This is a genomic window from Luteipulveratus mongoliensis, assembly GCF_001190945.1.
In the GTDB taxonomy this organism is placed as follows: Bacteria; Actinomycetota; Actinomycetes; order Actinomycetales; family Dermatophilaceae; genus Luteipulveratus; species Luteipulveratus mongoliensis.
In genome coordinates, this window is the sequence record NZ_CP011112.1 from 4,835,128 (window position 1) to 4,861,698 (window position 26,571).

Annotated in this window: 26 protein-coding genes; 9 read left to right on the forward strand and 17 right to left on the reverse strand. The window is 69.2% G+C overall.

What is annotated here, in order from left to right:
* Position 1 precedes the first annotated feature (1 nt).
* The 3 genes from VV02_RS23020 (at position 2) to VV02_RS23030 (ending at position 3,039) form a co-directional block, all read left to right on the forward strand.
* On the forward strand, positions 2–730 hold the full coding sequence (locus VV02_RS23020) for an amino acid ABC transporter ATP-binding protein (protein ID WP_052595450.1): 729 nt from the start codon (positions 2–4) through the stop codon (positions 728–730).
* 142 nt (positions 731–872) lie between these two features.
* Complete coding sequence (locus tag VV02_RS23025) at positions 873–2,039, forward strand: NADH-quinone oxidoreductase subunit D (RefSeq protein WP_052595452.1); 1,167 nt, start codon at positions 873–875, stop codon at positions 2,037–2,039.
* A gap of 136 nt (positions 2,040–2,175) precedes the next feature.
* Complete coding sequence (locus VV02_RS23030) at positions 2,176–3,039, forward strand: DUF6801 domain-containing protein (protein WP_052595454.1); 864 nt, start codon at positions 2,176–2,178, stop codon at positions 3,037–3,039.
* 190 nt (positions 3,040–3,229) lie between these two features.
* On the opposite strand, the gene VV02_RS23035 is transcribed toward VV02_RS23030, so the two are convergent.
* The 11 genes from VV02_RS23035 to VV02_RS23085 all read right to left on the reverse strand — a co-directional run bounded on the left by VV02_RS23035 (position 3,230) and on the right by VV02_RS23085 (position 14,967).
* Positions 3,230–3,718 (reverse strand): DUF3180 domain-containing protein, encoded by a 489-nt coding sequence (locus VV02_RS23035; RefSeq protein ID WP_052595456.1) that lies wholly within the window; start codon positions 3,716–3,718, stop codon positions 3,230–3,232.
* Positions 3,715–4,608, reverse strand: coding sequence for a 2-amino-4-hydroxy-6-hydroxymethyldihydropteridine diphosphokinase (folK, locus tag VV02_RS23040; protein WP_052595458.1), 894 nt, complete (start codon positions 4,606–4,608; stop codon positions 3,715–3,717). The genes VV02_RS23035 and folK overlap by 4 nt, the downstream gene beginning before the upstream one ends.
* The gene (gene folP, locus VV02_RS23045) at positions 4,605–5,399 is read right to left on the reverse strand and encodes a dihydropteroate synthase (RefSeq protein WP_052597456.1); all 795 of its coding nucleotides are present in this window, start codon (positions 5,397–5,399) and stop codon (positions 4,605–4,607) included. Before folP ends, folK begins: the two co-directional genes overlap by 4 nt.
* Positions 5,400–5,465: 66 nt before the next feature.
* The gene (folE, locus tag VV02_RS23050) at positions 5,466–6,044 is read right to left on the reverse strand and encodes a GTP cyclohydrolase I FolE (protein ID WP_052595461.1); all 579 of its coding nucleotides are present in this window, start codon (positions 6,042–6,044) and stop codon (positions 5,466–5,468) included.
* Complete coding sequence (ftsH, locus tag VV02_RS23055; protein WP_052595463.1) at positions 6,022–8,049, reverse strand: ATP-dependent zinc metalloprotease FtsH; 2,028 nt, start codon at positions 8,047–8,049, stop codon at positions 6,022–6,024. The genes folE and ftsH overlap by 23 nt, the downstream gene beginning before the upstream one ends.
* A 310-nt stretch (positions 8,050–8,359) precedes the next feature.
* The gene (locus VV02_RS23060; RefSeq protein WP_052595465.1) at positions 8,360–9,454 is read right to left on the reverse strand and encodes a hypothetical protein; all 1,095 of its coding nucleotides are present in this window, start codon (positions 9,452–9,454) and stop codon (positions 8,360–8,362) included.
* 319 nt (positions 9,455–9,773) lie between these two features.
* A complete protein-coding gene (locus VV02_RS23065) occupies positions 9,774–10,391 on the reverse strand; it encodes a hypothetical protein (protein WP_052595467.1) in 618 nt (205 codons plus the stop codon).
* Between the two features lie 237 nt (positions 10,392–10,628).
* A complete protein-coding gene (gene hpt / locus VV02_RS23070) occupies positions 10,629–11,180 on the reverse strand; it encodes a hypoxanthine phosphoribosyltransferase (protein WP_052597458.1) in 552 nt (183 codons plus the stop codon).
* Between the two features lie 45 nt (positions 11,181–11,225).
* Positions 11,226–12,164, reverse strand: coding sequence for a tRNA lysidine(34) synthetase TilS (tilS, locus tag VV02_RS23075; RefSeq protein WP_245633171.1), 939 nt, complete (start codon positions 12,162–12,164; stop codon positions 11,226–11,228).
* A 222-nt stretch (positions 12,165–12,386) separates the two neighbouring features.
* Positions 12,387–13,433 (reverse strand): zinc-dependent metalloprotease, encoded by a 1,047-nt coding sequence (locus tag VV02_RS23080; protein WP_052595469.1) that lies wholly within the window; start codon positions 13,431–13,433, stop codon positions 12,387–12,389.
* Positions 13,434–13,539: 106 nt separating this feature from the next.
* Entirely contained in the window at positions 13,540–14,967 is a 1,428-nt protein-coding gene (locus VV02_RS23085) for a D-alanyl-D-alanine carboxypeptidase/D-alanyl-D-alanine-endopeptidase (RefSeq protein ID WP_052595471.1), read from the reverse strand.
* Between the two features lie 110 nt (positions 14,968–15,077).
* Here VV02_RS23085 and VV02_RS23090 point away from each other — a divergent pair, with 110 nt between their 5' ends.
* The gene (locus VV02_RS23090; protein WP_052595473.1) at positions 15,078–15,602 is read left to right on the forward strand and encodes an inorganic diphosphatase; all 525 of its coding nucleotides are present in this window, start codon (positions 15,078–15,080) and stop codon (positions 15,600–15,602) included.
* 87 nt (positions 15,603–15,689) lie between these two features.
* On the opposite strand, the gene VV02_RS23095 is transcribed toward VV02_RS23090, so the two are convergent.
* From VV02_RS23095 to VV02_RS23105, 3 genes are all read right to left on the reverse strand, one after another.
* Positions 15,690–16,736 carry an IS110 family RNA-guided transposase gene (locus VV02_RS23095; RefSeq protein ID WP_052589306.1) on the reverse strand — a complete coding sequence of 349 codons (1,047 nt, stop codon included), beginning with the start codon at positions 16,734–16,736 and terminating at the stop codon, positions 15,690–15,692.
* 310 nt (positions 16,737–17,046) lie between these two features.
* Positions 17,047–18,369 carry an MFS transporter gene (locus tag VV02_RS23100; RefSeq protein ID WP_052595475.1) on the reverse strand — a complete coding sequence of 441 codons (1,323 nt, stop codon included), beginning with the start codon at positions 18,367–18,369 and terminating at the stop codon, positions 17,047–17,049.
* Positions 18,366–19,019, reverse strand: a complete 654-nt coding sequence (locus VV02_RS23105; protein WP_052595477.1) for a GntR family transcriptional regulator — start codon at positions 19,017–19,019, stop codon at positions 18,366–18,368. Before VV02_RS23105 ends, VV02_RS23100 begins: the two co-directional genes overlap by 4 nt.
* A gap of 79 nt (positions 19,020–19,098) precedes the next feature.
* Here VV02_RS23105 and VV02_RS23110 point away from each other — a divergent pair, with 79 nt between their 5' ends.
* The 4 genes from VV02_RS23110 to VV02_RS23125 all read left to right on the forward strand — a co-directional run bounded on the left by VV02_RS23110 (position 19,099) and on the right by VV02_RS23125 (position 23,459).
* Positions 19,099–19,959, forward strand: coding sequence for an alpha/beta fold hydrolase (locus tag VV02_RS23110; RefSeq protein WP_052595479.1), 861 nt, complete (start codon positions 19,099–19,101; stop codon positions 19,957–19,959).
* Positions 19,956–20,429, forward strand: a complete 474-nt coding sequence (locus VV02_RS23115) for a GNAT family N-acetyltransferase (RefSeq protein ID WP_052595480.1) — start codon at positions 19,956–19,958, stop codon at positions 20,427–20,429. The genes VV02_RS23110 and VV02_RS23115 overlap by 4 nt, the downstream gene beginning before the upstream one ends.
* A 223-nt stretch (positions 20,430–20,652) precedes the next feature.
* Positions 20,653–22,377, forward strand: a complete 1,725-nt coding sequence (locus tag VV02_RS23120) for a TIGR03767 family metallophosphoesterase (protein ID WP_052595482.1) — start codon at positions 20,653–20,655, stop codon at positions 22,375–22,377.
* An 86-nt stretch (positions 22,378–22,463) separates the two neighbouring features.
* Complete coding sequence (locus tag VV02_RS23125; protein WP_157063512.1) at positions 22,464–23,459, forward strand: hypothetical protein; 996 nt, start codon at positions 22,464–22,466, stop codon at positions 23,457–23,459.
* A gap of 132 nt (positions 23,460–23,591) precedes the next feature.
* Here VV02_RS23125 and VV02_RS23130 read toward each other — a convergent pair whose 3' ends face one another.
* From VV02_RS23130 to VV02_RS23140, 3 genes are read right to left on the reverse strand one after another with little or no spacing between them, the layout of a single operon-like run.
* A complete protein-coding gene (locus VV02_RS23130) occupies positions 23,592–24,713 on the reverse strand; it encodes a serine hydrolase domain-containing protein (RefSeq protein ID WP_052595487.1) in 1,122 nt (373 codons plus the stop codon).
* Positions 24,691–24,993, reverse strand: a complete 303-nt coding sequence (locus VV02_RS26740) for a hypothetical protein (RefSeq protein WP_169787742.1) — start codon at positions 24,991–24,993, stop codon at positions 24,691–24,693. The genes VV02_RS23130 and VV02_RS26740 overlap by 23 nt, the downstream gene beginning before the upstream one ends.
* Positions 24,994–25,023: 30 nt before the next feature.
* Positions 25,024–26,097 (reverse strand): alkene reductase, encoded by a 1,074-nt coding sequence (locus VV02_RS23140; RefSeq protein WP_052595491.1) that lies wholly within the window; start codon positions 26,095–26,097, stop codon positions 25,024–25,026.
* A 91-nt stretch (positions 26,098–26,188) separates the two neighbouring features.
* Between VV02_RS23140 and VV02_RS23145 the strand changes: the two genes are divergently transcribed.
* Entirely contained in the window at positions 26,189–26,569 is a 381-nt protein-coding gene (locus VV02_RS23145) for a MerR family transcriptional regulator (RefSeq protein ID WP_052595493.1), read from the forward strand.
* The last annotated feature ends 2 nt before the right edge of the window (positions 26,570–26,571 follow it).

Consider the following 26,571-nt stretch of genomic DNA (forward strand, 5'->3'; position numbering starts at 1 on the left):
AATGGCGTACGGCAAGACGGAGGTCCTGAAGGGCGTCGACCTCGACGTCGCCCCAGGGGAGGTCAGCTGCATCATCGGGCCGTCGGGCTCGGGGAAGTCGACGTTCCTGCGCTGCCTCAACGGGCTGGAGCCGGTGCACGACGGCAGCCTGCGGGTGCTCGGCGAGGAGGTCGGCTACGACCTGCGCGACGGCAAGGCGCACCCGTGGGGGCCGAAGCGGTTCGCACAGTTCCGCACCAACATCGGCATGGTGTTCCAGCGGTTCAACCTGTTCGCCCACATGGACGCGACCGAGAACGTCGCCGTCGCGCCCATCCGCGTCAAGGGCATCGACCCGCGCCAGGCGCGCGAGCGGGCGGACGAGCAGCTGGACCGCGTCGGGCTCGCCGACCACGCGCACAAGCGTCCGCACCAGCTGTCCGGCGGTCAGCAGCAGCGCGTGGCGATCGCACGGGCGCTGGCCATGGACCCGGCGCTAATGCTGTTCGACGAACCCACGTCGGCACTCGACCCCGAGCTGGTCGACGAGGTGCTCGAGGTGATGAAGGCGCTCGCTCGCGACGGCATGACGATGGTCGTGGTGACGCACGAGATCGGCTTCGCCCGCGAGGTCGGCGACACGCTGTCGTTCTTCGACGAGGGTGTGGTGGTCGAGCACGGCGATGCCCGTACGACGATCGCCGAGCCCCAGCACGCGCGCACCCAGGCATTCCTGTCCAGCGTCCGCTGACGTACGTCCAACCACGCTGTCCTCGACTACCCCGCCGTTCCTGACACTGCCCTGGTGGAATGACTCGTCATGTCACCGAGGGCAGTGCGCGTTCCGGCGGGGTAGTCGGGTCCGGGCGAGCGGTCCTGGCAGACTGGCGCGCATGACCCAGACGCCTCGTGAGCTCACCGTCGGCGTCGGCGCGGGCGGACTCGCGACGGCCGACATGGTGCTCAACATCGGGCCGCAGCATCCGGCGACCCACGGCGTACTCCGCCTGCGCATCACCCTCGACGGCGAACGCATCCTCAAGGCCGAGCCGATCATCGGCTACATGCACCGCGGTGCCGAGAAGCTCTTCGAGGTCCGCGACTACCGCCAGATCCTGGTGCTGGCCAACCGGCACGACTGGCTGTCAGCGTTCAGCAACGAGATCGGGCTGGTGCTGACGGTCGAGCGAATGCTCGGCATGGACGTACCGGAGCGGGCGACCTGGACGCGCACCCTCATGGCCGAGCTCAACCGGGTGCTCAATCACCTGATGTTCCTCGGGTCCTACCCGCTGGAGCTCGGAGCGATCACGCCGATCTTCTACGCGTTCCGCGAGCGCGAGGAGCTGCAGGCCGTCATGGAGGAGATCTCCGGCGGCCGAATGCACTACATGTTCAACAGAGTTGGCGGTCTGCGCGATGACCTGCCGTCCGGCTGGCTCGGCCGCGTCGAGACGACCATCGACGACGTCCGCAAGCGACTGCCCGATCTCGAGAGCCTCATCGTCGGCAACGAGATCCTCCAGGCCCGCACCCGCGGAGTCGGCGTGCTCGACCAGGCGACCATCTCCTCGTACGGCGTCTCCGGGCCCATCGCGCGTGCCTCCGGTCTCGACATCGACCTGCGGCGCGACCAGCCCTACCTGGCGTACGCCGACCTGTTCGGTCCCGAGGGACCTGGCCGGGTCGTGACACGCACCGAGGGCGACTGTCAGGCGCGGCTGGAGGTGCTGCTGGAGCAGGTACACGTCAGCCTCGACATCGCCGAGCACTGCGTCGAGACGCTCCGTAGGCTCCCGCAAGGTCCGGTCAACGTGAAGCTGCCCAAGGTGCTGAAGGTGCCGGAGGGCCAGGACTACGTCGCCACCGAGAACCCGCTGGGGCTCAACGGCTACTACCTCGTGTCACGCGGCGAGAAGACGCCGTGGCGGCTCAAGCTGCGGTCGGCGTCGTTCAACAACGTGGCCGTGCTGGGCGAGATCCTCGAGGGCTGCCTGCTGGCTGACATGGTCGCGATCCTCGGATCGATGTTCTTCGTCGTCGGAGACATCGATAAGTAGTCGTTCACCCGGGAACCGTTCACAGGCCCAAGTTCTGTGAACCGGCTGCGATCTAGGTCACACGATGCTTACTTTGAGGTTACTTACTCAAAGGTAGGTAGACGGGGGTCTGCCGCCTTCCTCAGCTAGGAGCACCATGACGCAGCAGTCTCGTCCTGCCCACCGCCGTCGATCGTTGACCAAGATCGGCGCTGCGACCGCCGTTGGTGGCGCTCTCGCGCTGAGTATGGCTAGTGGCCTCGCATCCCCAGCGGACGCCGCGACGACCAAGTCGCTCAACTACAAGTGCGGACTGCCGGACCTCGGCATCAATTTCACTGACCCGTGGAAGGTCGTTGTTGCGGCGGACCTGCCCACCCAGGTGGACCCGGGCGCCTCCCTCCCCGCGCCCAAGGTCGACGCGACCGTCACCACCGGCGCCGACGCCGCGGCACAGCTGCGCGCTCTGAACGTCAAGACGATCAAGGGCACCAGCCCCGCTACGTACACCGTGAGCGGTGCGGTCGAGAACCCCGGCACGCGGACCGCGAACCTCACGATTCCGCTGACCAATGTCCCGGCCACGGGCAACATCGTGACCAAGCCGTCCGGTGTCGGTGCAGCCGAGAAGGCGGCTGCCACGGCCGGCACCGCGACCGCGACTGTGGGCAACTTCAAGGCAGCCCTCACCACCGACTCCGGCTTCGTCGCCAACGTCGTGTGCACCCAGGTTGCCGGCCAGGACGCCACGCTCGCCAAGATCACCGTCGGTGACGCTCCGACGCAGTCGCCCACCTCCACGGCGACGCCCACGGAGTCGCCCACCTCGACGTCCTCCCCGACCGACACCGGCACCGGGACGGCTGAGCCGACCGGCACTGGCACGGTCACCGGCCCACCGGTGCAGACCGACTTCGTCCAGGACGGCTCGGGCAACAGCACTGCGGCGATTGCCGGCCTGGTCACCCTCGGTGGCGTGGTCGGTGCGGGTGTCGTTGCCCGTCGCCGCATGAAGGGCTGACGCCTAGCTCAACGGGCACATGCACGAGGGCGGGACCTGCTGGGGCGGCAGGTCCCGCCCTTCGTCGTACAGCCGCACTCCGGCGAAAGTTGGCGAGCCGCACACGCATACCTGTGCACACCACCAACTTTTGCCGGCGAGGTGCGGACGACTGACGTCGGTTACCCGTCGCCCGTGGGCGGCTTCGTGGTCAGGCGGGCTCGGGCGGGCGGCGCTTGTCGTCGGGGTCGTCGTCCTCGGGCGGGTTCTTGCACCACGCCTGCGCGACCAGACCCGCTGCTGACAGACCGGCGCTCGCCAGCGTCAGCACCGCAGCGAGCGTCAGCGACGAACGTACCGAGTCGACGTCCGCGTTGGGGATGTGGACGAGCGCCTGCGCGAGGTACCAACCGGCCGCAGCTCCTCCGCCGATCACCGTCGCCTGCGCACCGACGACCGTGCGGCGGGCACGCTGTGGGGTCGGTAGGACGGTCGACTTACCCTCGACGTAGCGGTGAATCTCCCCGGCTGCGACCAGGATTGCGACGGCCATCAGCACGATGATCGCGACCGCGAACCATGAGTTCTGCGGCATGGCGCGGCCGCCCTCGGACCACAGACGCAGCCCGGCGTACGACGGGATGAGTACGACGACGCCGGTCGTGACCGCGTGCCTCCAGCTCAGACCCTCCTCGCTCACAGCACCTCCCACGCCGGGCCGGGTCGCAGACCGCTCTCGTCGGCCATTCCGGCGAGCTCAGTCACCGACTCCGCGTCGCGACCGACGCGCAGGGTCGCGGCCGGATCGACCTCCAGCCACGGCACCAGCACAAAGGCGCGCTCGCCCGCTCGGGGATGCGGCAGCGTCAGCTCGTCGGTGTCCGACGTCAGATCGGTGCCCGCCCACGGGTCACCCACCTGGATCAGGTCAAGGTCCAAAGTCCTTGCACCCCAACGGATTTCGCGGACTCGACCGTGCCATGACTCGATCTCGTGAAGTCGGGCGAGCAGAGTGTGCGGCGCCAGCCGTGAGCGCGCGAGGACGACCGCATTGAGGTAGTCCGGCTGCTCCGGCCCGCCGACCGGGTCGGTCTCGAAAAGCGGCGAGATGCGTACGACAGTGAGGCCGGCCGTCGCGTCCAGGGCACGCACCGCGGCACGCAGCGTGGCGCCACGGTCGCCCAGGTTGGCGCCGCAGGCGATGACGACCTGGCGGTCCTGCTCACGGCGTACGGTCACCGACGGGCCGCCGAGCTCGGCGTCGTGGAACGGCACACCGGCCGGCGCCTGCGGCTTGTGGATCGTCACCTCGACAGCCTCGATCGTCGGGCGAGTGAGCGCCGCGGCGGCGATGCGCTCAGCCAGCGTCTCGATCAGGTCGACGCTAGGACCGGACAGGATCTGCTCGGCCTCCTGCGCGATCTCGGCATAGCTCACGGTGTGGTTCAGGTCGTCACTCGCACCTGCACGACGCAGGTCCGTCTCCAGCACGATGTCGGCGATGAACGGCTGCGGCTCGACCTTCTCGGAGTCGAGCACACCGTGACACGCCGTCACCGTCAGGCCGGTGAGGGTGATGCGGTCGGTCATGAGGTCCCCCGGGTCCGGGCCAGCACCTCGAACGCGACTGCCGTCGCACGGACCTCATGCACGCGCACACCCCAGACGCCCGCCTGCGCCAGCAGCACACTGGTCGCCGCGGTCGCCTCATCACGCTGGTCCGGTGGCAGCGGCTCGCCGTCGAGACTGCCCACCCGTGACAGGAACGACTTGCGTGAGGTGCCTGCCAGCAACGGCAGTCCGAGGCGCTCGAACTCGGTCAGCCGCGCGAGCATCTCCCAGTTCTGCTCGGTGGTCTTGGCGAAGCCGAAGCCCGGGTCGACGATCAGCGACTCACGTCGTACGCCCGCCTCGAGAAGAGCCTCGACGCGCTCCTCGAGCTCGCGGCGTACGTCCGCCACGACGTCGCCGTAGACCGCTCGGCTCTGCATGTCCTTGCTGTGCCCGCGCCAGTGCATGGCGACATAGGGCGCACGGGCGTCGGCGACCACACGCGCCATGTCGGGGTCAGCCAGACCGCCGCTGACGTCGTTGACCAGCGAGGCTCCCGCCTCCAGCGCGGCGGCTGCGACCCGCGAGCGCATGGTGTCGACGCTGACGCGCGCACCCGCGGAAGCCAGCTCGGTGACCACGGGCAGGATCCGGCGCAGCTCTTCGGTCTCGTCCGGACGCGCCGCACCGGGACGCGTCGACTCGCCGCCGACGTCGAGGATGTCGGCGCCCTCGGCAATCAGCTGGTGGCCGTGCGTCACGGCAGCGTCGGCGTCGAACCAGCGACCGCCGTCGGAGAAGGAGTCGGGCGTGACGTTGACGACCGCCATCAGCACCGGACGGTCCGCCGGGGGTTCGGGCAGGCTGAGCGCGTCAGGCACGTTGGCTCATGCCCACTAGCGACCCATGACGAGGCTCATGGCCTCGGCGCGGGTGGCCGGGTTGCGCAGCTGCCCGCGGACGGCCGACGTCACCGTGCGAGCACCCGGCTTGCGGACACCACGCATCGACATGCACAGGTGCTCGCACTCCAGCACCACGATCACGCCGCGCGCGTTGAGGTGCTCGGTCAGCGCGTCCGCGATCTGCGTCGTGAGTCGCTCCTGCACCTGAGGACGCTTGGCGAACACGTCGACCAGACGCGCCAGCTTGGACAAGCCGGTGATCCGGCCGTGCTCGTCAGGGATGTAGCCCACGTGAGCGAGCCCGTGGAAGGGCACCAGGTGGTGCTCGCAGGTCGAGTAGACCTCGATGTCCTTCACCAGGACGAGCTCATCGTGCGCGACATCGAAGGTGCGAGCCAGCACGTCGGCCGGCTCCTGCACCATGCCGGCGAACGCCTCGGCGTACGCCCGCGCGACGCGGTCCGGGGTGTCCTTCAGACCTTCGCGGTCGGGGTCCTCCCCGACCGCGATGAGCAGCTCACGGACGGCTGCCGCGGCCCGCTCGTGATCAATCGGTCGTGGGGTCGACATAGCCGCCCTCGGGGACCTCGATGACCGCCTCCGGCGGGTGCTCCTGCGGCTGCTGGAAGTCCTCGTGCGGCACCTCGCCGCGAGAGAGGGCCTCCTGCTCGGCCGGCGTCAGCACCGGGCCGCGGTCGCTCACCGTGCGCACGTCACTGGACAGCCAGACCGGACGGTCCGGGCGCTTGTGGACGTCCTTGAAGATCTCCGCGAGCGCGTCGTGGTTGAGCGTCTCCTTCTCGAGGAGCTCGAGCACGAGCTTGTCCAGCAGATCGCGGTTGTCGTTGAGCGCGTGCCACGCCTCGTCGTGTGCGGCATCGATGAGGCGGCGCACCTCTTCATCGACGACACCGGCCAGGTCCTCGGAGTAGTCGCGCTCGTGTCCCATGTCGCGACCCAGGAAGACCTCGGCGTTTGCGGTGCCGAGCTTGATCGCGCCGATCCGCTCGCTCATGCCGAACTGGGTGACCATCTTGCGGGCCAGGCCAGTGGCCTTCTCGATGTCGTTGGAGGCTCCGGTGCTCGGGTCGTGGAAGACGATCTCCTCGGCGACCCGGCCACCGAGCGCGTAGGCGAGCTGGTCGAGCAGCTCGTTGCGCGTGGTGGAGTACTTGTCGTCGACCGGCAGCACCATCGTGTAACCGAGGGCGCGACCGCGCGGCAGGATCGTGATCTTGGAGACGGGGTCGGTGTAGTTCATCGCCGATGCGACCAGCGCGTGCCCACCCTCGTGGTACGCCGTGATCTTGCGCTCCTTGGCGCTCATCACGCGGGTGCGCTTCTGCGGGCCGGCCATCACGCGGTCGATGGCCTCATCGAGCGCGTAGTTGTCGATGATCCGCTTGTTGGTGCGCGCGGTCAGCAGGGCGGCCTCGTTGAGCACGTTGGCCAGGTCCGCACCGGAGAAGCCCGGCGTACGACGCGCGACGGTGAGCAGGTCAACGTCGGGAGCCATCGGCTTGCCCTTGGAGTGCACCTGCAGGATGTGGTGGCGACCGACCATGTCCGGCGCCTCGACCGCGATCTGGCGGTCGAACCGGCCCGGACGCAGCAGCGCCGGGTCGAGGATGTCGGGACGGTTGGTCGCCGCGATCAGGATGACGTTGGTCTTGACGTCGAAGCCGTCCATCTCGACCAGTAGCTGGTTGAGGGTCTGCTCGCGCTCGTCGTGACCGCCACCCAGACCGGCGCCACGGTGGCGACCGACCGCGTCGATCTCGTCGACGAAGATGATGGCCGGCGCATTGGCCTTGGCCTGCTCGAACAGGTCGCGCACACGGGAGGCACCGACACCGACGAACATCTCGACGAAGTCCGAACCGGAGATCGTGTAGAACGGCACGCCGGCCTCGCCAGCAACAGCGCGGGCCAGCAGCGTCTTACCGGTGCCGGGCGGGCCGTACAGCAGGACGCCCTTGGGGATCTTGGCGCCCACGTCGAGGAACTTGCGCGGCTCGGCGAGGAACTCCTTGATCTCGTGGAGCTCCTCGACTGCCTCGTCCGCACCGGCCACGTCAGAGAAGGTGACCTTGGGCATGTCCTTGCTGGCCAGCTTGGCCTTGGACTTGCCGAACTGCATGACCCGGGAGCCACCGCCCTGCATCTGGCTCATGAAGAACCAGAACAGACCGAGGATCAGCAGCAGCGGCAGGATCGTCAGCAGCATGCTGACGAAGACGTTCTGCTTCTCGGGGTCGTCGGTGAAGCCCTTGGCCGGCGGGTGGGCGTTGAGCGCGTCGACGATGCTGTCGCCGCGAGCAGAGACGTAGTACGACTGGATCCGTTTGGTGTCCTTGGCGTCACCAACGTCCTGCTTCTGCTTGAGAGTCAGGTCGATGCGATCGGGCGTGACCTTGGCCGAGTCGACCTTGTCCTGCTGGATCAGGGACATGGCCTGAGAGGTGTCGACGCGCTGGTAGCCGCCGGTATTACCCAGCGTGAACCAGAGGAAGCCGATCGCCACGATAAGGACGATCCACAGGCCCGGTGTGCGGGCGAGACGCTTGACGTTCATGTACCTGCGGGGCGCATGCCCCGATCCTCCTGCTCACTAGGCCACAACGGCCGTCGTACCCTCGCAGGGCAAGGCGGCCGTCGGCAACAGACTCGCACGACGTTACACGGCGCGACACACCCGCTTGGACGCGGGATGTTGCCGATCCTCGCTGGACAACGCCCCATGTCACGGATGCGTTCCGCCAGCGTACGGACCTCGCTCGTCTCCCTGCCCATGGCCATCGGCAGGTGGCCCGGAACGCCACACGAGTGGCCCACCAGGCGGTGGGCCACTCGTGCTCGGCGGGGGCCGGTCTGGTGCGGTCCCGTCAGTGGTGGCCGTCGATCGTCGTGGCGTACGAGATCACGCCGCCCGAAGGCGAACCGGAGCCGGCCACCCGCGTGATGGCGTTGGTGGCGAGGTCGTACTTCAGCAGCGACGCGGTCGGGTGGGGCTTGTTTTCGGCCCAGACGAACTCGTCCACGTACGCGGTCGAGCCATACGCACCGCTGACCTGGTAGTCCGAGTAGTACCCGTTCTTCAGGCCGGGCAGGTCATGGACGGTCGAGCCGACGAGGTAGCCGACGATGTTGCTTTCGCCGGGCTCGGAGACCAGACGCTTGGCAGTCGTGGGGTAGGCGAAGGCCGTGGACTGCGGCGTGATCGGCGTCGTCTTGCCGGTTGCCGTGTCGATCCGGAAGGACTGGTAGTCGCCGAGCTCCAGGCTGCAGTCGAGTGAGACCGACGTCGCGTCCCACTGCTGGGCCACGTCGCACTGGCCCAGCTCGCCGGCGTACCTCGCGGGGATGGCCCAGGTGTGCAGCACGGCCCCCGTCTTGGCATTGCGGGTCACGATCGTCTTGCCCTTGGTCTGATAGAAGACGCTGCCGCCCGGCGAAGCGGAGAACCGGGTGGACGGGGCGCTCAGGGTCCGGACGAGAGCGCCGGTCAGCGTGCGGGACTCGACCGGCCCGGTGCCGGCCTGGACGAGGATGCCGTCCCCACCGAACGCGAGGTACAAGCCGTTGATGCCATGGTCCGGCACGCGGAAGTAGGTCGGCTTCTTGGTCGCGGTGTCCCAGACCGTGATGCGGTACTGACCGTCCTGATGGCGCGAGGTCAGCACGTGGCGCATGTCCTGGGTCGTGTCCTGCAGGCCAGCGTCATCGGACACCGGCCCGATCGTGGTGAGGCTGCCCGTGGGAGACACGATCGCCAGGGCGCCCTTGTTGTCATCAGTGTCGGTGCTGTGTCGCACGACGGCCGACCAGCCATAGGCGTACGACCCGGCCGGCGGCAAGGCCGCGGTGCTCGCGCCCGACTGGCCCGTGGCGTACGACGGCTGTGCGGCCAGTGCGCCGCCAGCCAGTGTGGCCCCGGCCAGTGCAACAGCGGCCAGTCCGCGTGCAGAACGTGTCTTCATGAGACTCCCCTTCATCATGGTCCGGCGCTCTCAAAGTCGCCGGTGAACCCCGTGTGTGGGCCTCCTGGCCCGCTATGACAAGCCTCTGAGAAAGGGGCGTCCCGATCTACGGGACTTGGGCCCAATGGTCCTAGGACCAAGATCAGACCAAGTCGGAGCCAACCTGCTCGTCGGTGACCGCATGAGACCGGCCCAGACACAGCACGAGTGGCCCACCAGGCAGTGGGCCACTCGTATCGTGTCTGGGCTGGTCTTGCGTCGTGACCTCAGACGTGACCGTCGACCGTCCGGGCCTGCGTGCCGCTGAGGTAGCCGACGATCAGCCTGCGGCAGATGGGTAGTGCGAGGCAAGCTTGTCGGCGGCGCCCTGCGCCTGGGTCTGCGCGATCTGGCGTGCGCGCGCCGCCGTGCCGTTCGGCAGGCTGACCTCGGTTGCGACGAGCATGTTGCGCACCCGCACCACAGCCTCGTAGTCATGACCGTTCGTGAAGAGCTTGTGGTCGGCCTTGCCGGTGTTCACCTCGCGCCAGTCGTCATTCAGCACGCAGTCCGTTCCGTTGTTGGACAGTGCCTTCAACGCGGCGCGACCGTCCTTCCAACCGGTGACGTGAACCTCGGCGGTGTTCTGGTCCAAGTCGTTCGAGCCGTCGTAGTAGTCCCACATGCGGCCGGCGACCGGCGACAGTCCGCCAGGGTTGCCCGGGTCGCAGGTCATCGCGGACATCGCGGGCATGAGGTCGTACTGACCGCTGTCCCACTGGATGGGCTGTCCGGCGATCTTCGTCGGTGCCACGTTCGGCACGTTGTACGCGGGCGTCGCAGCCTGGGCATGCGAGGTGTCGGCGTGCGAGGTCTGGGCTGCGGCCACGCCGCCGCCCAGCGCGGCGGTGCCGGCGAGTGCGAGTCCGATGAGTCGGTACGAAGTGCGAGTCTTCATGTCAATTCCCCTCTTGACTGTCAACGACACGTGGCCGCTGAGCTGGCGACCGCCCCCTGCGGTCGGCCTGACATGAAGAACTCTGTCGCGAGCGCTCCGCGCACGCCATCAGACTTCGACTGATCTGTGGTCGGCGCCAAAGATCAGACCATGACAGGCCCCCCGGTCGTGCAACCTCCGCGGCCGCCACGCGTCACACGCGCCCGCACGCGTCGTACGCGCCGACCCCTTGGGCGGTCAGCTGTAGACGTGCGGGGCGAGCGTGCCGACGTCGCGCAGGTTGCGGTACTTCTCGTCGAAGTCGAGGCCATAGCCCACGACGAACTCGTTGGGGATGTCGAATCCGACGTATTTGCAGTCGATCTCGACCTTCGCAGCGTCCGGCTTGCGTAGCAGCGTGCAGATCTCCAGCGACGCCGGGCCGCGGCTGAGGAGGTTGGAGCGGATCCAGTTGAGCGTCAGACCCGAGTCGATGATGTCCTCGACGATCAGCACGTGCTTGTTGGTGATGTCCTCACGGAGGTCCATCAGGATGCGGACGACGCCGGAGGACTTGGTGCCCGAGCCGTAAGACGAGATCGCCATCCAGTCCATCGGCACCGACCCGGGGAAGGTCCGCATGAGGTCGGCCATCACCAGGATCGCGCCCTTGAGCACGCCGACGAGGAGCAGGTCCTTGCCCTCGTAGTCCTTCCAGATCTGCTCGCCCAGCTCGGCCAGCCGGTCCTGGATCTGCTGCTCGGTGTAGAGCACCTTCTCCAGGTCCTGGCCCATATGGCTCGCGTCCACGGTCACTCCCTTGTGCGGGTCGGTCGTGCGGGGGCTACGTCGGACCTATTGAACCGGACCGGCCTGGCGCACGATGATGCGGCCGTCCTCGCGGACGGCCTGCAGCCCGCCCGGCACGTCGACCGGGCCCTGCCCTTTCCAGCGCATGACGAGGTCGTCGATCCATCCGATCTGCGCCGAGGACAGGGCCGCTGAGTCGGCGCCTGCGTCGAGCAGCAGCAACCGGATGACGCGGGTCCGTACGCCGGTGGGCAGCTTCGCGAGCGCCTCAGCCTCCAGGCCGGCCGCATCATGCTCGTACGCCGCCGCGGCCAGCTCGTCGAGCACGTCACCGTCCGCACGGAGCAGGTCCGCCGACCGAGCCAGTCCGGCCCGTACACCTGGCCCGATGCGGGCCTCGACCTCATCGAGAACCCGGCGTACGCGTACGCGCAGGAAGCGTTCGTCGGCGTTGTGCGGGTCGTTCCACACCTGCAGGTCTTGGTCGCGGCACGCCTGGTGCGTCTCGGCCGCGGTGACGTCGAGGAAGGGCCGCAGGACGGTCGGCGTACGCCGCGGCATCCCTGAGAGCGAGCGCGTGCCCGAGCCGCGCGCCAGGCCGAGGAGCACCTGTTCGGCCTGGTCGTCGCGGGTGTGGGCGAGGACGAGCGAGGTCGCACCGAGCCGCACCCGCGCGGCCTCGAGCGCTTCGTAGCGGGCCGCGCGGGCCTGCGCCTCCGGCCCCTCGCCGGTGCCCGTCGGGACGTCGACGCGCAGCACCTCCACCGGCCCGAGCCCGATGGATCGACACTGCTGGGCGGCGCGGTCGGCCACCTGTGCCGAGCCTTCCTGGAGGCCGTGGTCGACGACCAGCGCGCCGACGGCGAATCCGGCCCGCGGCCCCTCGAACGCGAGCGCTGCCGCGAGCGCAAGTGAGTCCGCTCCGCCACTGACCGCGGCCAGCAGCAGCGTGCCCTCCACCTCTGCGCCCTGGGTGATGTCCACGTCCGCCGGGCGGTCCAGCTGTCGCCGCCGGCCGCCCCAAGAAACTGCGTCTCTTGAATCTGTCGCACTCGTAACCGCGTCAGATTCAGGAGACGCAGTCTCTTGCGCGGGGGCAGCTGGGGCAGGGGCGGGGTGGGGCAAGCGGGGCGTACGACGTGAGCTGAGCGCACGGCGTACGGCCAGTCGGGTGACCGCGACGGCGGCAGGCGGGCCGGCCATGGCTCAGCCGTGGACCCGGGCGACCCAGTCCGACGGCTTCTCGATCTCCGTCGGCAGCGGCAGCGTCTCGGGCGAGGTCCAGATGGCGTTGAAGCCGTCGACACCGACCTGATCGGTGACCGAGCGGACGAACACGGCGCCGTCGCGGTACTGGCGCATCTTGGCCTCCAGTCCGAGCAGCCGTCGCAGCAGCCGGTCGACACCGCCGGCACCCTTGCGGCGGTGGTTGAACCGCTCGCGGATCTGGTCGACGGACGGCACGATCTGCGGACCGACATCGTCCATCACGACATCCGCATGGCCCTCGAGCAGCGACATGATGGCGGTGATCTTGGCCATCTCGGCGCGCTGCTCGGGCGTGGCCACGAGGTCAGCGATGCCCTGGCCGCCCTCGCGCAGCAGGTCGGGCAGCCGGCCTGCGACGTTCTGGATGCGCTGCTGCAGCTGCTCGGGGTCGGGCACGAGATCGACCATGAGGCCACGCGCCCGCTCGATCATGTGGTCGCGCAGCCACGGCACCGCGGTGAACTGCACGCGATGCGTCTCCTCGTGCAGGCACACCCAGAGCCGGAAGTCGCTCGGGTCGACGCTCAGCTCACGCTCGACGTGCACGATGTTGGGTGCGACGAGCAGGAGGCTCGGTGTGCCGCCGGGGGCGAGGTCGTACTGACCGAGGACGCGGCTGGCGACGTAGCCCATGACGGCGCCCGTCTCGGCGCCGGTGATCTTGGCGCCGACCTTGCGGGCGGTGGGCCCGGACGGCTTCTTGGCCGCGAGCTGGTCGATGACCGGAGAGATGAGCGAGGCCATCGAGGCGACGTTGGTGTTGATCCAGCCCTTGCGGTCGACCACGTGCACCGGGCTGCCGTCGGCCACAGCGTGCAGGCGGGCGGTGTCGGCGACCGGTTGGTGCGCGCGCGCTGCGGCTCCGCGCAGGTCCTCGACGGCGGCGTGAGCCTCGCCCTCGGTGACCGACGGCCCGTCGCGTACGACGCGGTGTCCGGTGCGGCGGGCCAGCTCCCAGTCGACGTAGTCCTCGGGCTGAGTCATGACCCCATCCTCACATCCGCCCCTCCCGGCAGAAGTTGGTCACCTGCACACGCATACCTGTGCCCGGCACCAACTTTCGCCGGAGGGGGCCCCGACGGTGGACCGGTCAGCGGCAGCCGCAGGTGGCGAGGGCGGCCACGATCCGGTCGAGTGACGCGCGTGTCTCCAGCGCACCGCCCGCCTGCTTGCCGTTGTTGATGACGGCGAAGGCCAGGAGCCGCCCGTCTGCGTCGACCACCGTGCCCGTCAGGCTGCTGACCGACGGCAGGCTGCCGGTCTTCGCGCGCACCACTCCGGCACCACTGGTCGCCCCATCGACGGTGAACCGGTCGTGCAGCGTGCCGTTCCAGGCCGCGACGGGCAGCCGGGTCAGCACCTCGTGGAACGGCTTGCTCCGACCCGTGGTCCCGTGCACGACGAGGTCGCCGAGCACGCGCGCGGGGATGGTGGTGCCGTCGGACAGACCGCAGGCGTCCGCGAGCTTGACCCCGCGGGTGTCGATGCCGTCCTTGCGGAGCGTGTCCAGCACCCAGCCGGTCACGGAGGCCGTGTCACCGGGCTTCCCGGCCTTGGCCGCCGCCTGCCGCGCCAACGACTCGATCATCGCGTTGTCGCTGTCCTGCAGAGCCAGCCCGAGCACGTCGGCGATCGGCGCGGAGTGCACGACGCCGAGCCGTGCAGCGCCGGTCGGCTTCGTCGTCTGTTTCCCCAGCGTGGCCGAGATGCCTTGTGCAGCAAGGGCTTTCGCGAAGGCGTCGGCTGCAGTCCGCGCAGGATCCTTCGGCGGCGCGTGACCTGGGTCGGACCGCTTCGTCGACAGCCCGAGCATCGCGATCCGCGTCGTGAAACCCATGTCGACGTTGCCCTGATCCCAGTGCGCCGCCTGCAGCGGACCGGGCGCGTAGGACAGGTCGTAGTCGACCGTCGTGGACGTCTGCCCCTTCGCCTTGAGCTGGGTCGCGACCTGCACGGCCAGGTCCTCGAGGCCGGCGTGCCCGTTGATCGCCGCCGGGTCACCCTTGCCGGGCGCCAGGACGGTGTCGCCGCCCGCCACCAGGACGACCGAGCTGCCAGCGCCACTCGTGACCGTGGTGTCGAGGGTCGCGCCCATGTCGAGGGTCGAGGAGATGGCGTACGCCGACAGCATCTTGGTGATCGACGCCGGCGTGTGCGCCCCGTCGGCATCGACGTCGAGCAGATGCTGCCCGGTCTGCCCGTCACGCACCGTGACTGCGGTCGTCGGGCCGAGGTTCTTGCTCTTCAGTAGGGGCCGTACGACGTCGCCCACCTTGGCGGGCACGGGCACCGGCGCGTTGCTGCGCCCTGTGAGGAGGGCGGGCCGACCGGCCACAGGCGGGCGCGCGGACGCGACCGGTGGCGGAGTCGTACGACCAGCGACGGGGACCGGGGCACGCACGGCGTCCGCGCGGGTGAGCACGCCGGGGACCTTGTCGTAGACGTCGAGGGTGGCGTAGGCACCGAGTGCGATGAGCAGGGCTCCCGCTCCCGCCGCGACCTTGCCCGCAGTCCGCATGCCGCCCCTTTACACATTCTCGCCGTCGGTGGGAGACACTAACCCGCGGACCTGCGGGGCTTGCACCGTTCGGTCCATCACCGCAGACGACACGAGGGAATGGCCAGGTCATGGAGTTCGACGTCACCATCGAGATCCCCCGGGGCAACCGGAACAAGTACGAGATCGACCACGAGACCGGCCGCATCCGGCTCGACCGTCGGCTCTTCACATCGATGGCCTACCCCGCCGACTACGGCTACATCGAGCACACGCTCGGCGAGGACGGCGACCCGCTGGACGCGATCCTGCTCATCGAGGAGTCGGTCTACCCCGGCGTCGTCGTCGAGGCACGCCCGGTCGCGGTCTTCAAGATGACCGACGAGGCTGGTGGCGACGACAAGGTGCTGTGCGTCGTGGCGGGCGACCCGCGTACGGAGCGCACCAACGACCTCGAGGACGTCGAGCCGTTCCTGCTGAAGGAGATTCAGCACTTCTTCGAGACCTACAAGGCGCTTGAGCCGGGCAAGTCGGTCGAGGAGGGCTCGCACTGGGTCGGTCGCGACGAGGCCGAGAAGATCGTCGGCGAGGCCATCGAGCGCGCCAAGAGCAAGGGCCTCTCGACCGCCCGCTGGGCGATGCCCGAGGGCCACTGACCCACACCGCCGGTCGAGTAGCCGGAGCGCCAGCGGAGGCGTATCGAGACCCGGTGACCGCGTGCGCCTGGACGCTCCTATGGGTCGTCAAGTGGTTGCGGGGTGTTGGAGAAGTCGGTAGATGTCTCGGGCGATGTAGCGCTTGAGGCAGCGGGTGATCTCGCGTCTGGTCTTGCCTTCGCTGGTGCGGCGGGCGACGTAGTCGCGGGTGTTCTGGTCGTAGCGGATCCGGGTGAGGGCGATGGTGTGCAAGGCCCGGTTGAGCTGGCGGTCGCCGTATCGGTTGAGTCGGTGCCGGGTGATCTGACCGCTGCTGGCGGGGATCGGCGCAGTGCCGGCGATCATCGCGAAGGCTGCCTCGGAGTGGATGCGTCCGTTGTGGGACCAGGCGCACAGGATGGTCGCGGCCACGATCGGTCCGATGCCGGACTGGGTCAGCAGGTCTGGTCGCCAGGAGGTGACGATCGCCAGGATTGCTTTTTGGTGCTGCTCGGCTTCAGCGGCCAGGGTGCGGGCGCGGCGTGCCAGGGCCCGTAGTGCGGTGATCGTGGTGGTGGTCTCGGTGTCCGCTGCGGTGCGCACGCGTAGGGCTGCCGCGGTGGCGATCATCGCGGGCAGCCGTTGCCCGCGGAACCGGGCTCGGATGGGTTCAGGGGCGGCGATGACCAGCGCGAACAGCTGACGTTGGGCGTCGGTGGAGGCGTTGACCGCGGAGCGTCGCGCGGCCAGCAGCACCGACAGTGCCTGCCGGTCGCCGCTGGCTCGTGGGGTGCCTAGCCGGGGTCGGGCCATCGCTTCTCGGGCCGCGCGGACCGCGTCCAGCGGGTCGGACTTGGCACCGCCTCGGCGCTGGGCGCGTTGAGGGCGGTCCAGCTCGACCACCATCTCCTGCCGGCCGCTCAGCAGCCGCGTCAGGCCGGCGCCATGGCTGCTGGTGCCCTCGATCGCCCAAGCCCGCAGCACTGCGTGCTCGTCGGCGAACGCCACCAGGCGGGCGTAACCGGCCGCGGTGGCCTCCACCGTGATCTCACCCCGCACACCACCGGTGCGAGCATCAACAGCAGCCGCGCTGTGGGTGGCCACGTGAGTATCGACGCCGATGACGACATCGACCACATCAGTCAGACTGGTCATGCGTTCTCTCCTTTGTCGGAACGGGACGTGCTCCGGTCCGGATCGGAGAGTCGGCAGGACTGTGATGGGACACATCGCGCGCCGCTAACGCTCGATGGTCAAGCTCCTGATCAGGCCAGCAACTCCGACCGGGCCGGGGTCGGCAACCACGAGCGGACAAGTCCAGGCAAAGGCACCAAGCCAGTCTCGATACGGGTCACACCCGCGGCCACCAACCACAGCCCAGCACCAACAAGGCCGCGACACGAGCCTCACAGTCTCGATACGGCTCGCCCTAGGGGGCTCGCCTACTCGACCAGCGAGGGTTGGGTCAGGCGGCGATGCGGAGTTTTTCGGGGATCAGGTGGTCGTACGCACCCGTCTCGTCCGCATGAATGTGTCGGCGGGTGCGTCGCCTGTAGCGCACGATCATCGCGATGCCGGTGAACCAGACGAGGTACTGCACCGCCATGGCCCAGCGGAACGAGTCGACCGTGTAGGTCGACGGTCCGCCCGGCGAGACCCGGTCGAGCACCGCACCGATCAGCACCACGGTCCCGAGCGCGGCCACGAAGCCGCCCACGTTGACGATGCCGGTCGCGCTGCCGATCCGGGTCGGCGGGTTGAAGGTGCGGGCCAGGTCGAACCCGATCATCGAGCCGGGTCCGCCGACGGCGGTCACCATGACGAGCACGATCAGCAGCCAGATCGGCGCCCGCCCGGGCCACAGCAGCACCACGGTCCAGACCGTCATGATCGCCGCGACGACCCCCAGGATCAGGGTCGAGCGCGAGTAGGGGTAGCGCGTCACGAACACCCCGAAGAGCGGGCTGCTGATCACCGTCGTGACGACCATCAGCGCGAGCAGCTGGCTGGCCTGACCGGTGCTGAGGCCTTGCCCGGCGGTCAGGAACGGGAAACCCCACATGATCGCGAAGACGTTGGCGCTGAACTGGGCCGTGAAGTGGCACCACAGACCGAGGCGAGTGCCGGGCTCACGCCAGGCGTGACGTACGGCTCGGCCCACCGCTCGCATCTTGAGCTCGGTGCGCTCGCGGTCGGCGTACGGGCTGTCCCGGACGACGAAGAGCAGCACCACCCCGAGCACGACGCCCAGCCCTGACGCCATCAGGAAGGACGTGGTCCAGCCAAGTCCGTCGAGGCTGGCCGCGAGCGGTCCGGCTGCGGCGAGCGCGCCGAGCTGGCCGGCGAACCCGGTCACCTGGGTGACCATCGGCGTACGGGCTGACGGGAACCACAGCGCGACGAGCCGCAGGACCGAGACGAAGACCATGGCGTCACCCATGCCGACGAACACCCTGGCGAGGATGCCCGCCGCGTAGGAGTCGACGAACGCGAAGGCCAGCTGCGCCAGCGACATCGTGGTGACCCCAGCGATCAGGAGCACGCGCGAGCCGTAGCGGTCGAGCAGCGCGCCGACCGGGATCTGCATTGCGGCGTAGACCGCGAGCTGGACCATCGCGAACGTCGCCAGCTGGGCGGAGCTGATGTGGAAGCGGTCGGCCGCGACCAGGCCTGCCACGCCGAGCGAGGTGCGGTGGAAGATCGCCAGGATGTAGACGAGGACGGCGCTGGTCCACACCATCCAGGCGCGCGAGCCCCCGAGGGGGAAACGCAGCGTACGGTCGCTCATCGGGCGACTCCGAGCCGATCCATGGCGTCCTCGACATGCGCGCGCGACTCGCGGACGAACTCGGCCTTGGTGCCCTGCTCAAGGAGCCGAATCAGCTTGCGGTGCGCCGTAATTGCGTGGGCCATGCGGGACGCGCTCGCTCGGATGCCATCGGCGAGGATGCACATCTGGCGGTCGCGCAGCATGCCGTACTGACGAGCCATCACCGTGTTGCCGGCGGCCTCGACGATGACCGCATGGAAGACCCGGTCGGCCTCGCTGAACGCGGCCACGTCGTCCGCAGCCTTCGCCTCCTGCATCGCCTCGAGCCGCTGCTTGAGGTCGCCGACCAGCTCCGCGCGCGCAGCCCACGCCCGACCTGCGGCCCACTCCTCGATGACGAGCCGGGCCTCCAGCACCTCGTGCGCCTCACGCGGTGTGACGGGTACGACGAGCGCGCCGCGTTTGGGGTAGAGCGCGACGAGTCCCTCGGCCTGGAGTCGCAGGAGCGCCTCCCGCACCGGCGTACGACTGATGCCGACCTGGGCGGCGATGTGACCCTCGGTGAAGAGCTCGCCCCCGGGGAGTTCGCCGACGAGGATGGCCCGCTTGACGTGGTCGTAGGCGCGGTCGGAAGCGGGCGACGGGCGGGTGGTGACTGCTGTACTCATGTTGCATCCAACATAGATGCAACAGCATTGTGGGCGCTCCGCCGACCACATCGTGGAAGTCGCTGGTTACGGTGCCGTAATGGACACCTTCACCCGCGACGGCCTGACCTTCGACGTCACCGACAGCGGCCCGACCGCCGGCGAGGTGGTGATCCTGCTCCACGGCTTCCCGCAGGACCGCACCTGCTGGGACCAGGTCGCACCGCTGCTGAATGAGGCGGGGCTGCGCACGCTCGCCCCTGACCAGCGGGGCTACTCACCCGGGGCGCGGCCCAAGAGCCGATTCGCCTACACAATGCGCGAGGTCGCGGCTGATGCACTCGCGCTCGCGGATGCCGCCGGCGCCGAGCGGTTCCATGTCGTCGGTCACGACTGGGGTGGCGCCGCAGCCTGGTACCTCGCCCAGCACCACGCCGCCCGCGTCCGCACGGTCACCTCGCTCTCGACGCCGCACCCGGACGCGCTGGCCTGGTCCTTCACGCACAGCTCACAGGGCCTCAAGAGCTGGTACATGCTCTTCTTCCAGCTGCCCTGGGTCCCCGAGCACCTCGCACCGCGGACGCTGCGCAAGACGTTCGCCGACTCCGGCCTGCCACGCGCGGCCGCTGTCCGGTACGCCGACCGGTTCAGCACTCCGGAGAGTCTCACCGGACCGATGGGCTGGTACCGCTCGATGCTCGCCGACCCAGGGATGCGCCGAGCGGTGCTCCCCCGCGGGACAGTCGCGTGGCCGAAGGGCGGCTCGCCGCACCATCGCGTGCAGGTGCCGGCGACGTACGTCTGGGGTCGCGAGGACTTCGCCCTCGGCCGAGCAGCCGCGGACAAGACTGCCGAATTCGTCTCTGCTGACTACGAGTTCGTCGAGCTGGATGCTGGCCACTGGTTGCCGGACACCCACGCCCCCGAGGTCACCGAAGCCATCCTCGCCCGCATCCGATGAGTGCCGCCCTGACTGACCGGGGCGGCCGACGCGTCACGTTGCGCGCCGTCGATGATGACAACTGGCGCGCCATCGCTGACATCGCGCCGCGCGACGACCAGCGCGACTTCGTGGCCGCACTCGCTGCCCGCTACCTCCTGCTGTCGATGCGTGGCGGGGTGTGGACCTCGCTCGGCGTCCTCGCGGACGAGACCGTGGTCGGTCACGTCATGTGGGCGTACGACGAAGATGACGAGGCCTACTGGATCGGTGGCGTGGTCATCGACGCGTCCGAGCAGGGCAAGGGCGTCGGTCGGCAGGCCATGCTCGCGTTGATCCAGCTGTTGTCGGAGCGTCCGAACTGCCGCGAGATCCGGCTGTCCTACTCGCCCCGCAACACGGGCGCGGCCAAGCTCTACGAAGCGCTCGGGTTCGCGCCGACCGGCGAGGTCGAGGACGACGAGATCGTCGTCCGCCTGCTGGTCGAGTAGCCGGAGCGCTAGCGGAGGCGTATCGAGACCCCGGTGACCGCGTGCGGCTGGTCTCGATACGGCTCGCCCTTGGGGGCTCGCCTACTCAACCGGCGGGTCTGGGTCGCCAAATCGACCAGCGAGACAGCGCTGTCGCGGCGAAATGTCGGCTCGAAGTCACCTCTTGGTCACTCGACCAATGCATGCTGGGCGTGACCCGCTCGTGCCACTGCAGAGGATTGCCATGCCGCCGATCAGTCGCCGCTCGTTCCTGCTCGCCGGGGCCGGTGCCCTGGGCGCCGCCGCCCTCAGCTGCGGACGGGGTTCGTCGGCGTACGCCCTCGACCGCGCCCTGACCCTCGGCGCGGGCCGCGCGGTCAGCAGTGCCGGCACGACGCTCGAGCAGGCCGCCTCCCCTGCCGGCGCGTCCGGCTACCGCCGCCTCACAGCGGGTCCGGGCTACCCGCTCACGGTGCGCGAGGACCTGGCGACGGGCAAGACGGGCCGCGACGACCGGCGTACGGCAAAGGCCTCGATCGTGCAGTTCACCGACCTGCACGTGGTCGATGCCCAGTCGCCGATGCGCTTCGAGTACCTCCACCAGGTCGCCGGCTCGGCGTTCCGGCCCCATGAGGCGCTGGGCACGCAGGGCGCGGCGCAGCTGGTGAAGCGCGTGAACGACATCAAGAAGGGGCCGTTCAGCGGACGGCCCTTCGACTGCGTGGTGTCCACCGGCGATAACACGGACAACCACGAGGACGTCGAGCTCGAGTGGTTCCTGTCGGTGATGAGCGGCGGCAAGATCGTCCCCAACACCGGCGACCTGACTCGCTGGGAGGGTGCACAGACGACCGGTGACACGCTCTACTACAACCCCGAGCACTCGGTGCAGGACATGTACAAGAAGGTCGGATTCCCTTCACTGCCAGGCTATTTCAAGCGCGCGACAGCCGCGCACACGAGCGTTGGGCTCGCCACCCCGTGGTATTCCGTGTTCGGAAACCACGACGACTCGATCCAGGGCACGCTGCCACCGAACTTCCTCGGCATGGACGCGATCTACACCGGCGACTGCAAGTTCACCGGGTTCACCAACGATGCCGCCAACAAGGCGCTCGTCGACGGCCTGCGCAAGGGCGGCCTGCAGACCGCTGACGGCGGCGCCAGCGCGTCACCGTGGAAGGTGACCCCCGACGTACGCCGTCGCCCGTTCTCCCCGAAGGAGTACATCGAGCGGCACCGGCGTGAGGCGTACACCGGTCCTGGGCCGTTCGGGCACGGCTTCGACGCGGAGGCTGCTGCGACCGGGCGTGGCTACTACTCCTTCCGGATTGCGCCGGGTGTGACTGGTATTGCTATGGATTCGACCAACCGGGCCGGATTCACGGACGGGTCGATCGGCGACGAGCAGTGGCACTGGCTGAAGTCCACGCTGCGCGCAGGATCGAGCACCTACTGGGACTGGGGCTTCAAGCACACGCACGCCGTGACGGACGAGTACTTCGTGCTGTTCAGCCACCACACGTCCGACTCGATGGGCAACCTGCTGCTCGACCCGGGCAAGCTCGAGCTGCGGCACGCGGGCTTCGAGCTGTTGCGCATGCTGCACGACTTCCCCAACGTGCTGGCCTGGGTCAACGGGCACACGCACGTCAACGCGATCACGCCGCAAGGGCACGATGATCCCCGCCGGGCCTTCTGGGAGATCAACACCGCTTCGCACACCGACTTCCCACAGCACGCGCGCATCATCGACGTCTGCGACAACGTGGACGGCACCGTGTCAATGTTCACGACGCTGATCGAGTCCGCGGCGCCGTACGAGGCGTCCTACACCTCCGGCACGCAGGCGTCCCTGGCCTCGCTCTACCGCGAGCTGTCCTTCAACGACATCCACTACGACGCCGCCCGCGAGGGCCACGCGGTCGACCACAACACCGAGCTGCTGCTGGTCAACCCCCACGCCTGATCTGGGCCGACAGTCCCCCGGGTGAGCGAGGCGGACCGTTCGCTCAGGGGAGGCTGGGCCGTACGCCGCTCGCGCACGGTCGTCGTATGACCACCTTTGCCGCCCGAGACATAGCGCCCACCTGGCCGCCGGTCAGCCCGGCGCGTCGTCGCCTCTGCGTGGCGACGATCCTCGCCTGCCTCCCGTACGTCTGCCTCAAGACCGCGTGGATCCTCGGCTGGCAGGTCGGCGCGACCACCGACGACTTCTCCGAGACGACACGGGTGGCGAACCTCGTCACCGGGACGATGGATCTGTGCGGAATTGCGTTGGCAGTGTTGCTGATTCACCCGCTCGGCCGACGCATTCCGGCGTTCGTCGTCGGAGGACCGCTGTGGATCGCCAGCGGTCTCCTTGCACCGCTGGCGATCGGCATCACGCTCGGAACCGCGACCCAGGTCCTCACCGGCGGAGGCAGCCCCGTCTCCGGCGACGAGGCGCTGTCGGGCTGGGTTTTCTTGGCCGTGTACGGCGGGTTCACCGCGCAAGCCGTCCTGCTGCTCAGCGGCTTCGCGCTCTACGCACGGGACCGGTGGCCGGTGGCGCTGGGTGGCGGCCGCGAGCACGACGGCGCCGGCGCCACTCGCAGCCTGCAGAACCTGCTCGGATGGGTCTTCCTGCCGTCCGCGATCGGGCACGCCGCGCTCGCCCTCCGCTGGTCCGTCACCGGCGGCGGCGACTTCGACGACCCGTCGACAGCGCAGCGCGTCTTCCTGATCGTCGGCGCGGCGCTGGCCCTGGGCGGAGCTGCGGCGTACGCCGTCCTGCTCCGGGGCGGGCGGCTGCGGCAACGGTGGTTGACGCTCGGATTTGTCGGAACCGCAGTCGTTTTCACGGGCACGCTGACCGGACTGATCACGCTCGTGTCCGTCGAACGCACCGACTGGGGCGGCTCCGGTCTCACGCACGGCGAAGGTCTGGCCTACCTGTTCATCGCCCTCGGTGCCCTGGGCGGCGCGATCGGCGGCACCCTTCGCCTCGTCGAGGAGCAGCGCACCACCCCGCTGGTCGAGGAGCAGCGCACCACCCCGCTGGTCGAGTAGCCGGAGCGCCAGCGGAGGCGTATCGAGACCAGGTGCACGCGATCACCTGGTCTCGATACGGCTCGCCCTTGGGGGCTCGCCTACTCGACCAGCGGTACGGGCTCGCCTACTCGACCAGCGGTACGGGCTCGCCTACTCGACCGGCCGGAGAGAGCCGGCGACGGCGGTGGCCCAGGCGGCGCGCAGGGGGTGGATCGAGCCGAGGTCGCGCCTCGGGTGGACCCGATTGGTCAGCAGGATCGCAGCCGCCCGCCGGTCGAGGTCGACCACGAGTGACGTGCCCGTGAAGCCCGTGTGGCCCAGCGTGCGCGGCCCACTGAGCCCGCCCATCCACGCCGGCCGGTCGATCTCGAGCACGAGGCTGTGACCCTCCCCCTCGACACCCCGCAGGTCATCGGTCACGAGCGCGAAGCCGCGTTCGCTGAGAAGCCGGCCCCCGTCGTACGACCCGCCGTTGATGAGGCACCGCGCCAGCAGCGCGAGGTCGTCCGCCGTCGAGAACAGCCCGGCGTGCCCGCTGACTCCACCGAGCGACCAGGCGTTCTCGTCATGCACCTCACCCCGGACGATGCCGCGACCCGCGTCGACCTCGTCCTCCGTGGCTGCGCAGCGCGACGGGGCGAGTGGTCCAAACCCCGTGCTCGACATGCCGAGCGGCAACGTAATCCGTTGCTGCACAAGCTCTTTCAATCCCAAAGCACTCACCCGCTCAAGCAGCAGCTGCAGGGTGATGAGATTGAGATCGCTGTACGTGTAGCGCGCGCCTGCGGCCGCCTCGAGCGGACACGTCAGCACCGCGTCGAGCCGCGCGCCCCGATCCGGCCAGTCGCTCCACAACGGCAACCACCACGGCAGACCGCTGGTGTGCAGGGCGAGCTGCCCGACAGTCACGTCAGGCTTGTCCACGAACGACGGGAGGTACGCCGTCGCCGACCGGCCGAGGTCGATCTCACCCTCGTCGACCAGCTGGGCGAGCACCAGCGTGGTGAACACCTTCGTGATCGAGGCGACGTCGAAGACCGTGTCGACGGTCATCGGCACGCGATCGGCCGCGGGGAGAGCGACGTCCCGGGAGGCGTACGCGACGGCGTACCCGGATGCCTCCCGAGCGACCACCTCACCGTCATGGATCGCAAGAGCGACCGCACCGGGCAGCAACGGCCGACCCTCGGGCCCGGGCTCGGACTGCGCCCGGCGGATCGCGTGCAGGCCGTCCTGCAGAGCGAGCCGGTCAGACCGGCGGGAGGTCGGCAAGATCGCCCCGCCGCCACGCCTCGACGCTCGCGTCAAGACCCAGCGCGTGAACACCCATGCCGACGCGACCCGACTGGCGATCGACGAGGTAGACGCCCCGGTCGGGCGGCGTCCGGCGGTGCGGGCCGGGCACGCGAACGCCTTCCCAGGACACGATCCAGCCCCAGTCGCGTTGCTCGACGCCACTGATGATGAGCGTCTCTCCCTCGCGTGGCGGGCTCGAGTCCAGACGCTCACGAATCAGCTCGACAGCTGTGGCCTCATCCAGTTCCCAGGACATCGCCATCCACTGTAGAAGACTGAGCGCCGCTCAGGCGGTGTGCTCGTACGCGGGATATGTCAGGTAGCCGACTTCGCCGCCCTGGTACCAGGTCGCCTCGTCGTCGGGGGCGAGCGGCAGCCGCAGCCGCAGGCGCTCGACCAGGTCGGGGTTGGAGATGTACGCCCGGCCGAAGCTCACGACGTCCGCACCGAGGTCGAGCCAGCGCTCCGCGTCCGTGAGGTCCACGCGCTTCGGTCCCATCGGCACCGACGGATTGGCCATGAACACGCCGGACCAGGCACGGCGGAGACCGAGCAGCACCTCGTCGTCCGCGGTGCCCTCGACGTGGAGGTACGCCAGGCCGAGCCGGTCCAGCGAACCCAGCAGCTCGGCGTACAGCTCAGGCACGTCCTCGTCCTGCACACCCCAGATCTGCGCGCCCGGCGACAGGCGGATGCCGACCCGTGCGGCACCGATGGCGTCGACACTCGCCTCGACCGCCTCCACCGCGAAACGGACGCGGTTCGGGATCGAGCCGCCGTAGCGGTCGGTGCGCAGGTTGGCGTTCGAGGAGAGGAACTGCGAGATCAAGTAGCCGTTGGCACCGTGCAGCTCGATGCCGTCGAAACCGCCGGCGACCGCCTGAGTGGCGGCATCGGCGTACGACCTCGCCTGCTCCGGGACCTCGTCGGTCTCCAGGGCGCGCGGGACCGGTGCAAACTGCGGCCCGCTCGGGGTGAACACCTTGCCGCGCGCGGCGACCGCCGACGGCCCGACCGGCTGCAGGCCCGTGGTGTCCGGGTGGCTGACTCGGCCGCCGTGCATGATCTGGGCGAAGATGCGACCGCCATTGGCGTGCACCGCGTGCGTCACCGGGCGCCACGAGGCGACCTGCTCGTCGGTGTGCAGGCCGGGCGTGCCGGGGTTGGACTGGCCGAGCAGGCTGGGCTGGACGCCCTCGCTGATCAGCAGACCGGCGCTCGCCCGCTGCGCGTAGTAGGTCGCCATCGCGGACGTCGCCAGGCCGCCGGCCGCTGCACGGACACGGGTCATCGGCGCCATCGCGATGCGGTTCGGCAGCTGCAGGTCGCCGAGGGTCAGGGAGTCGAACAGCGTGGTCATGTCAGTCCTTCGTCGTCAGCAGGTGTGGACACGACGTACGCTAAAACCTGACGTTGACGTCAGAGGCAAGTCCTGACCCGAAGGAGACCGGATGCGGATCGGCGAGCTGGCATCGCGCGCGGGCACCAGTGTCCGCTCGTTGCGCTACTACGAGGAGCAGGGACTGCTCGCGAGCGAGCGCAGCACGAGTGGCCAACGTCACTACGACGAGCACGAGGTCGAGCGAGTCACCTTCATCAAGAAGCTGTACGCCGCCGGCCTCACCAGCCGCACGATCGCCGAGCTGCTGCCCTGCGTCGACACCCCCAGCCTGGAGAACTCCGATGTCGCCCTCGACCGGATGACGCAGGAGCGGGACCGGATGACCGAGCACATCGCCGACCTGGTCCGTACCCGCGACGACCTTGACGCCCTGATCGCGAGGGCGCGTGCCCACCGCGCGAAGTTCGAGCCGAGGGCCGACGCCGGCTGAGC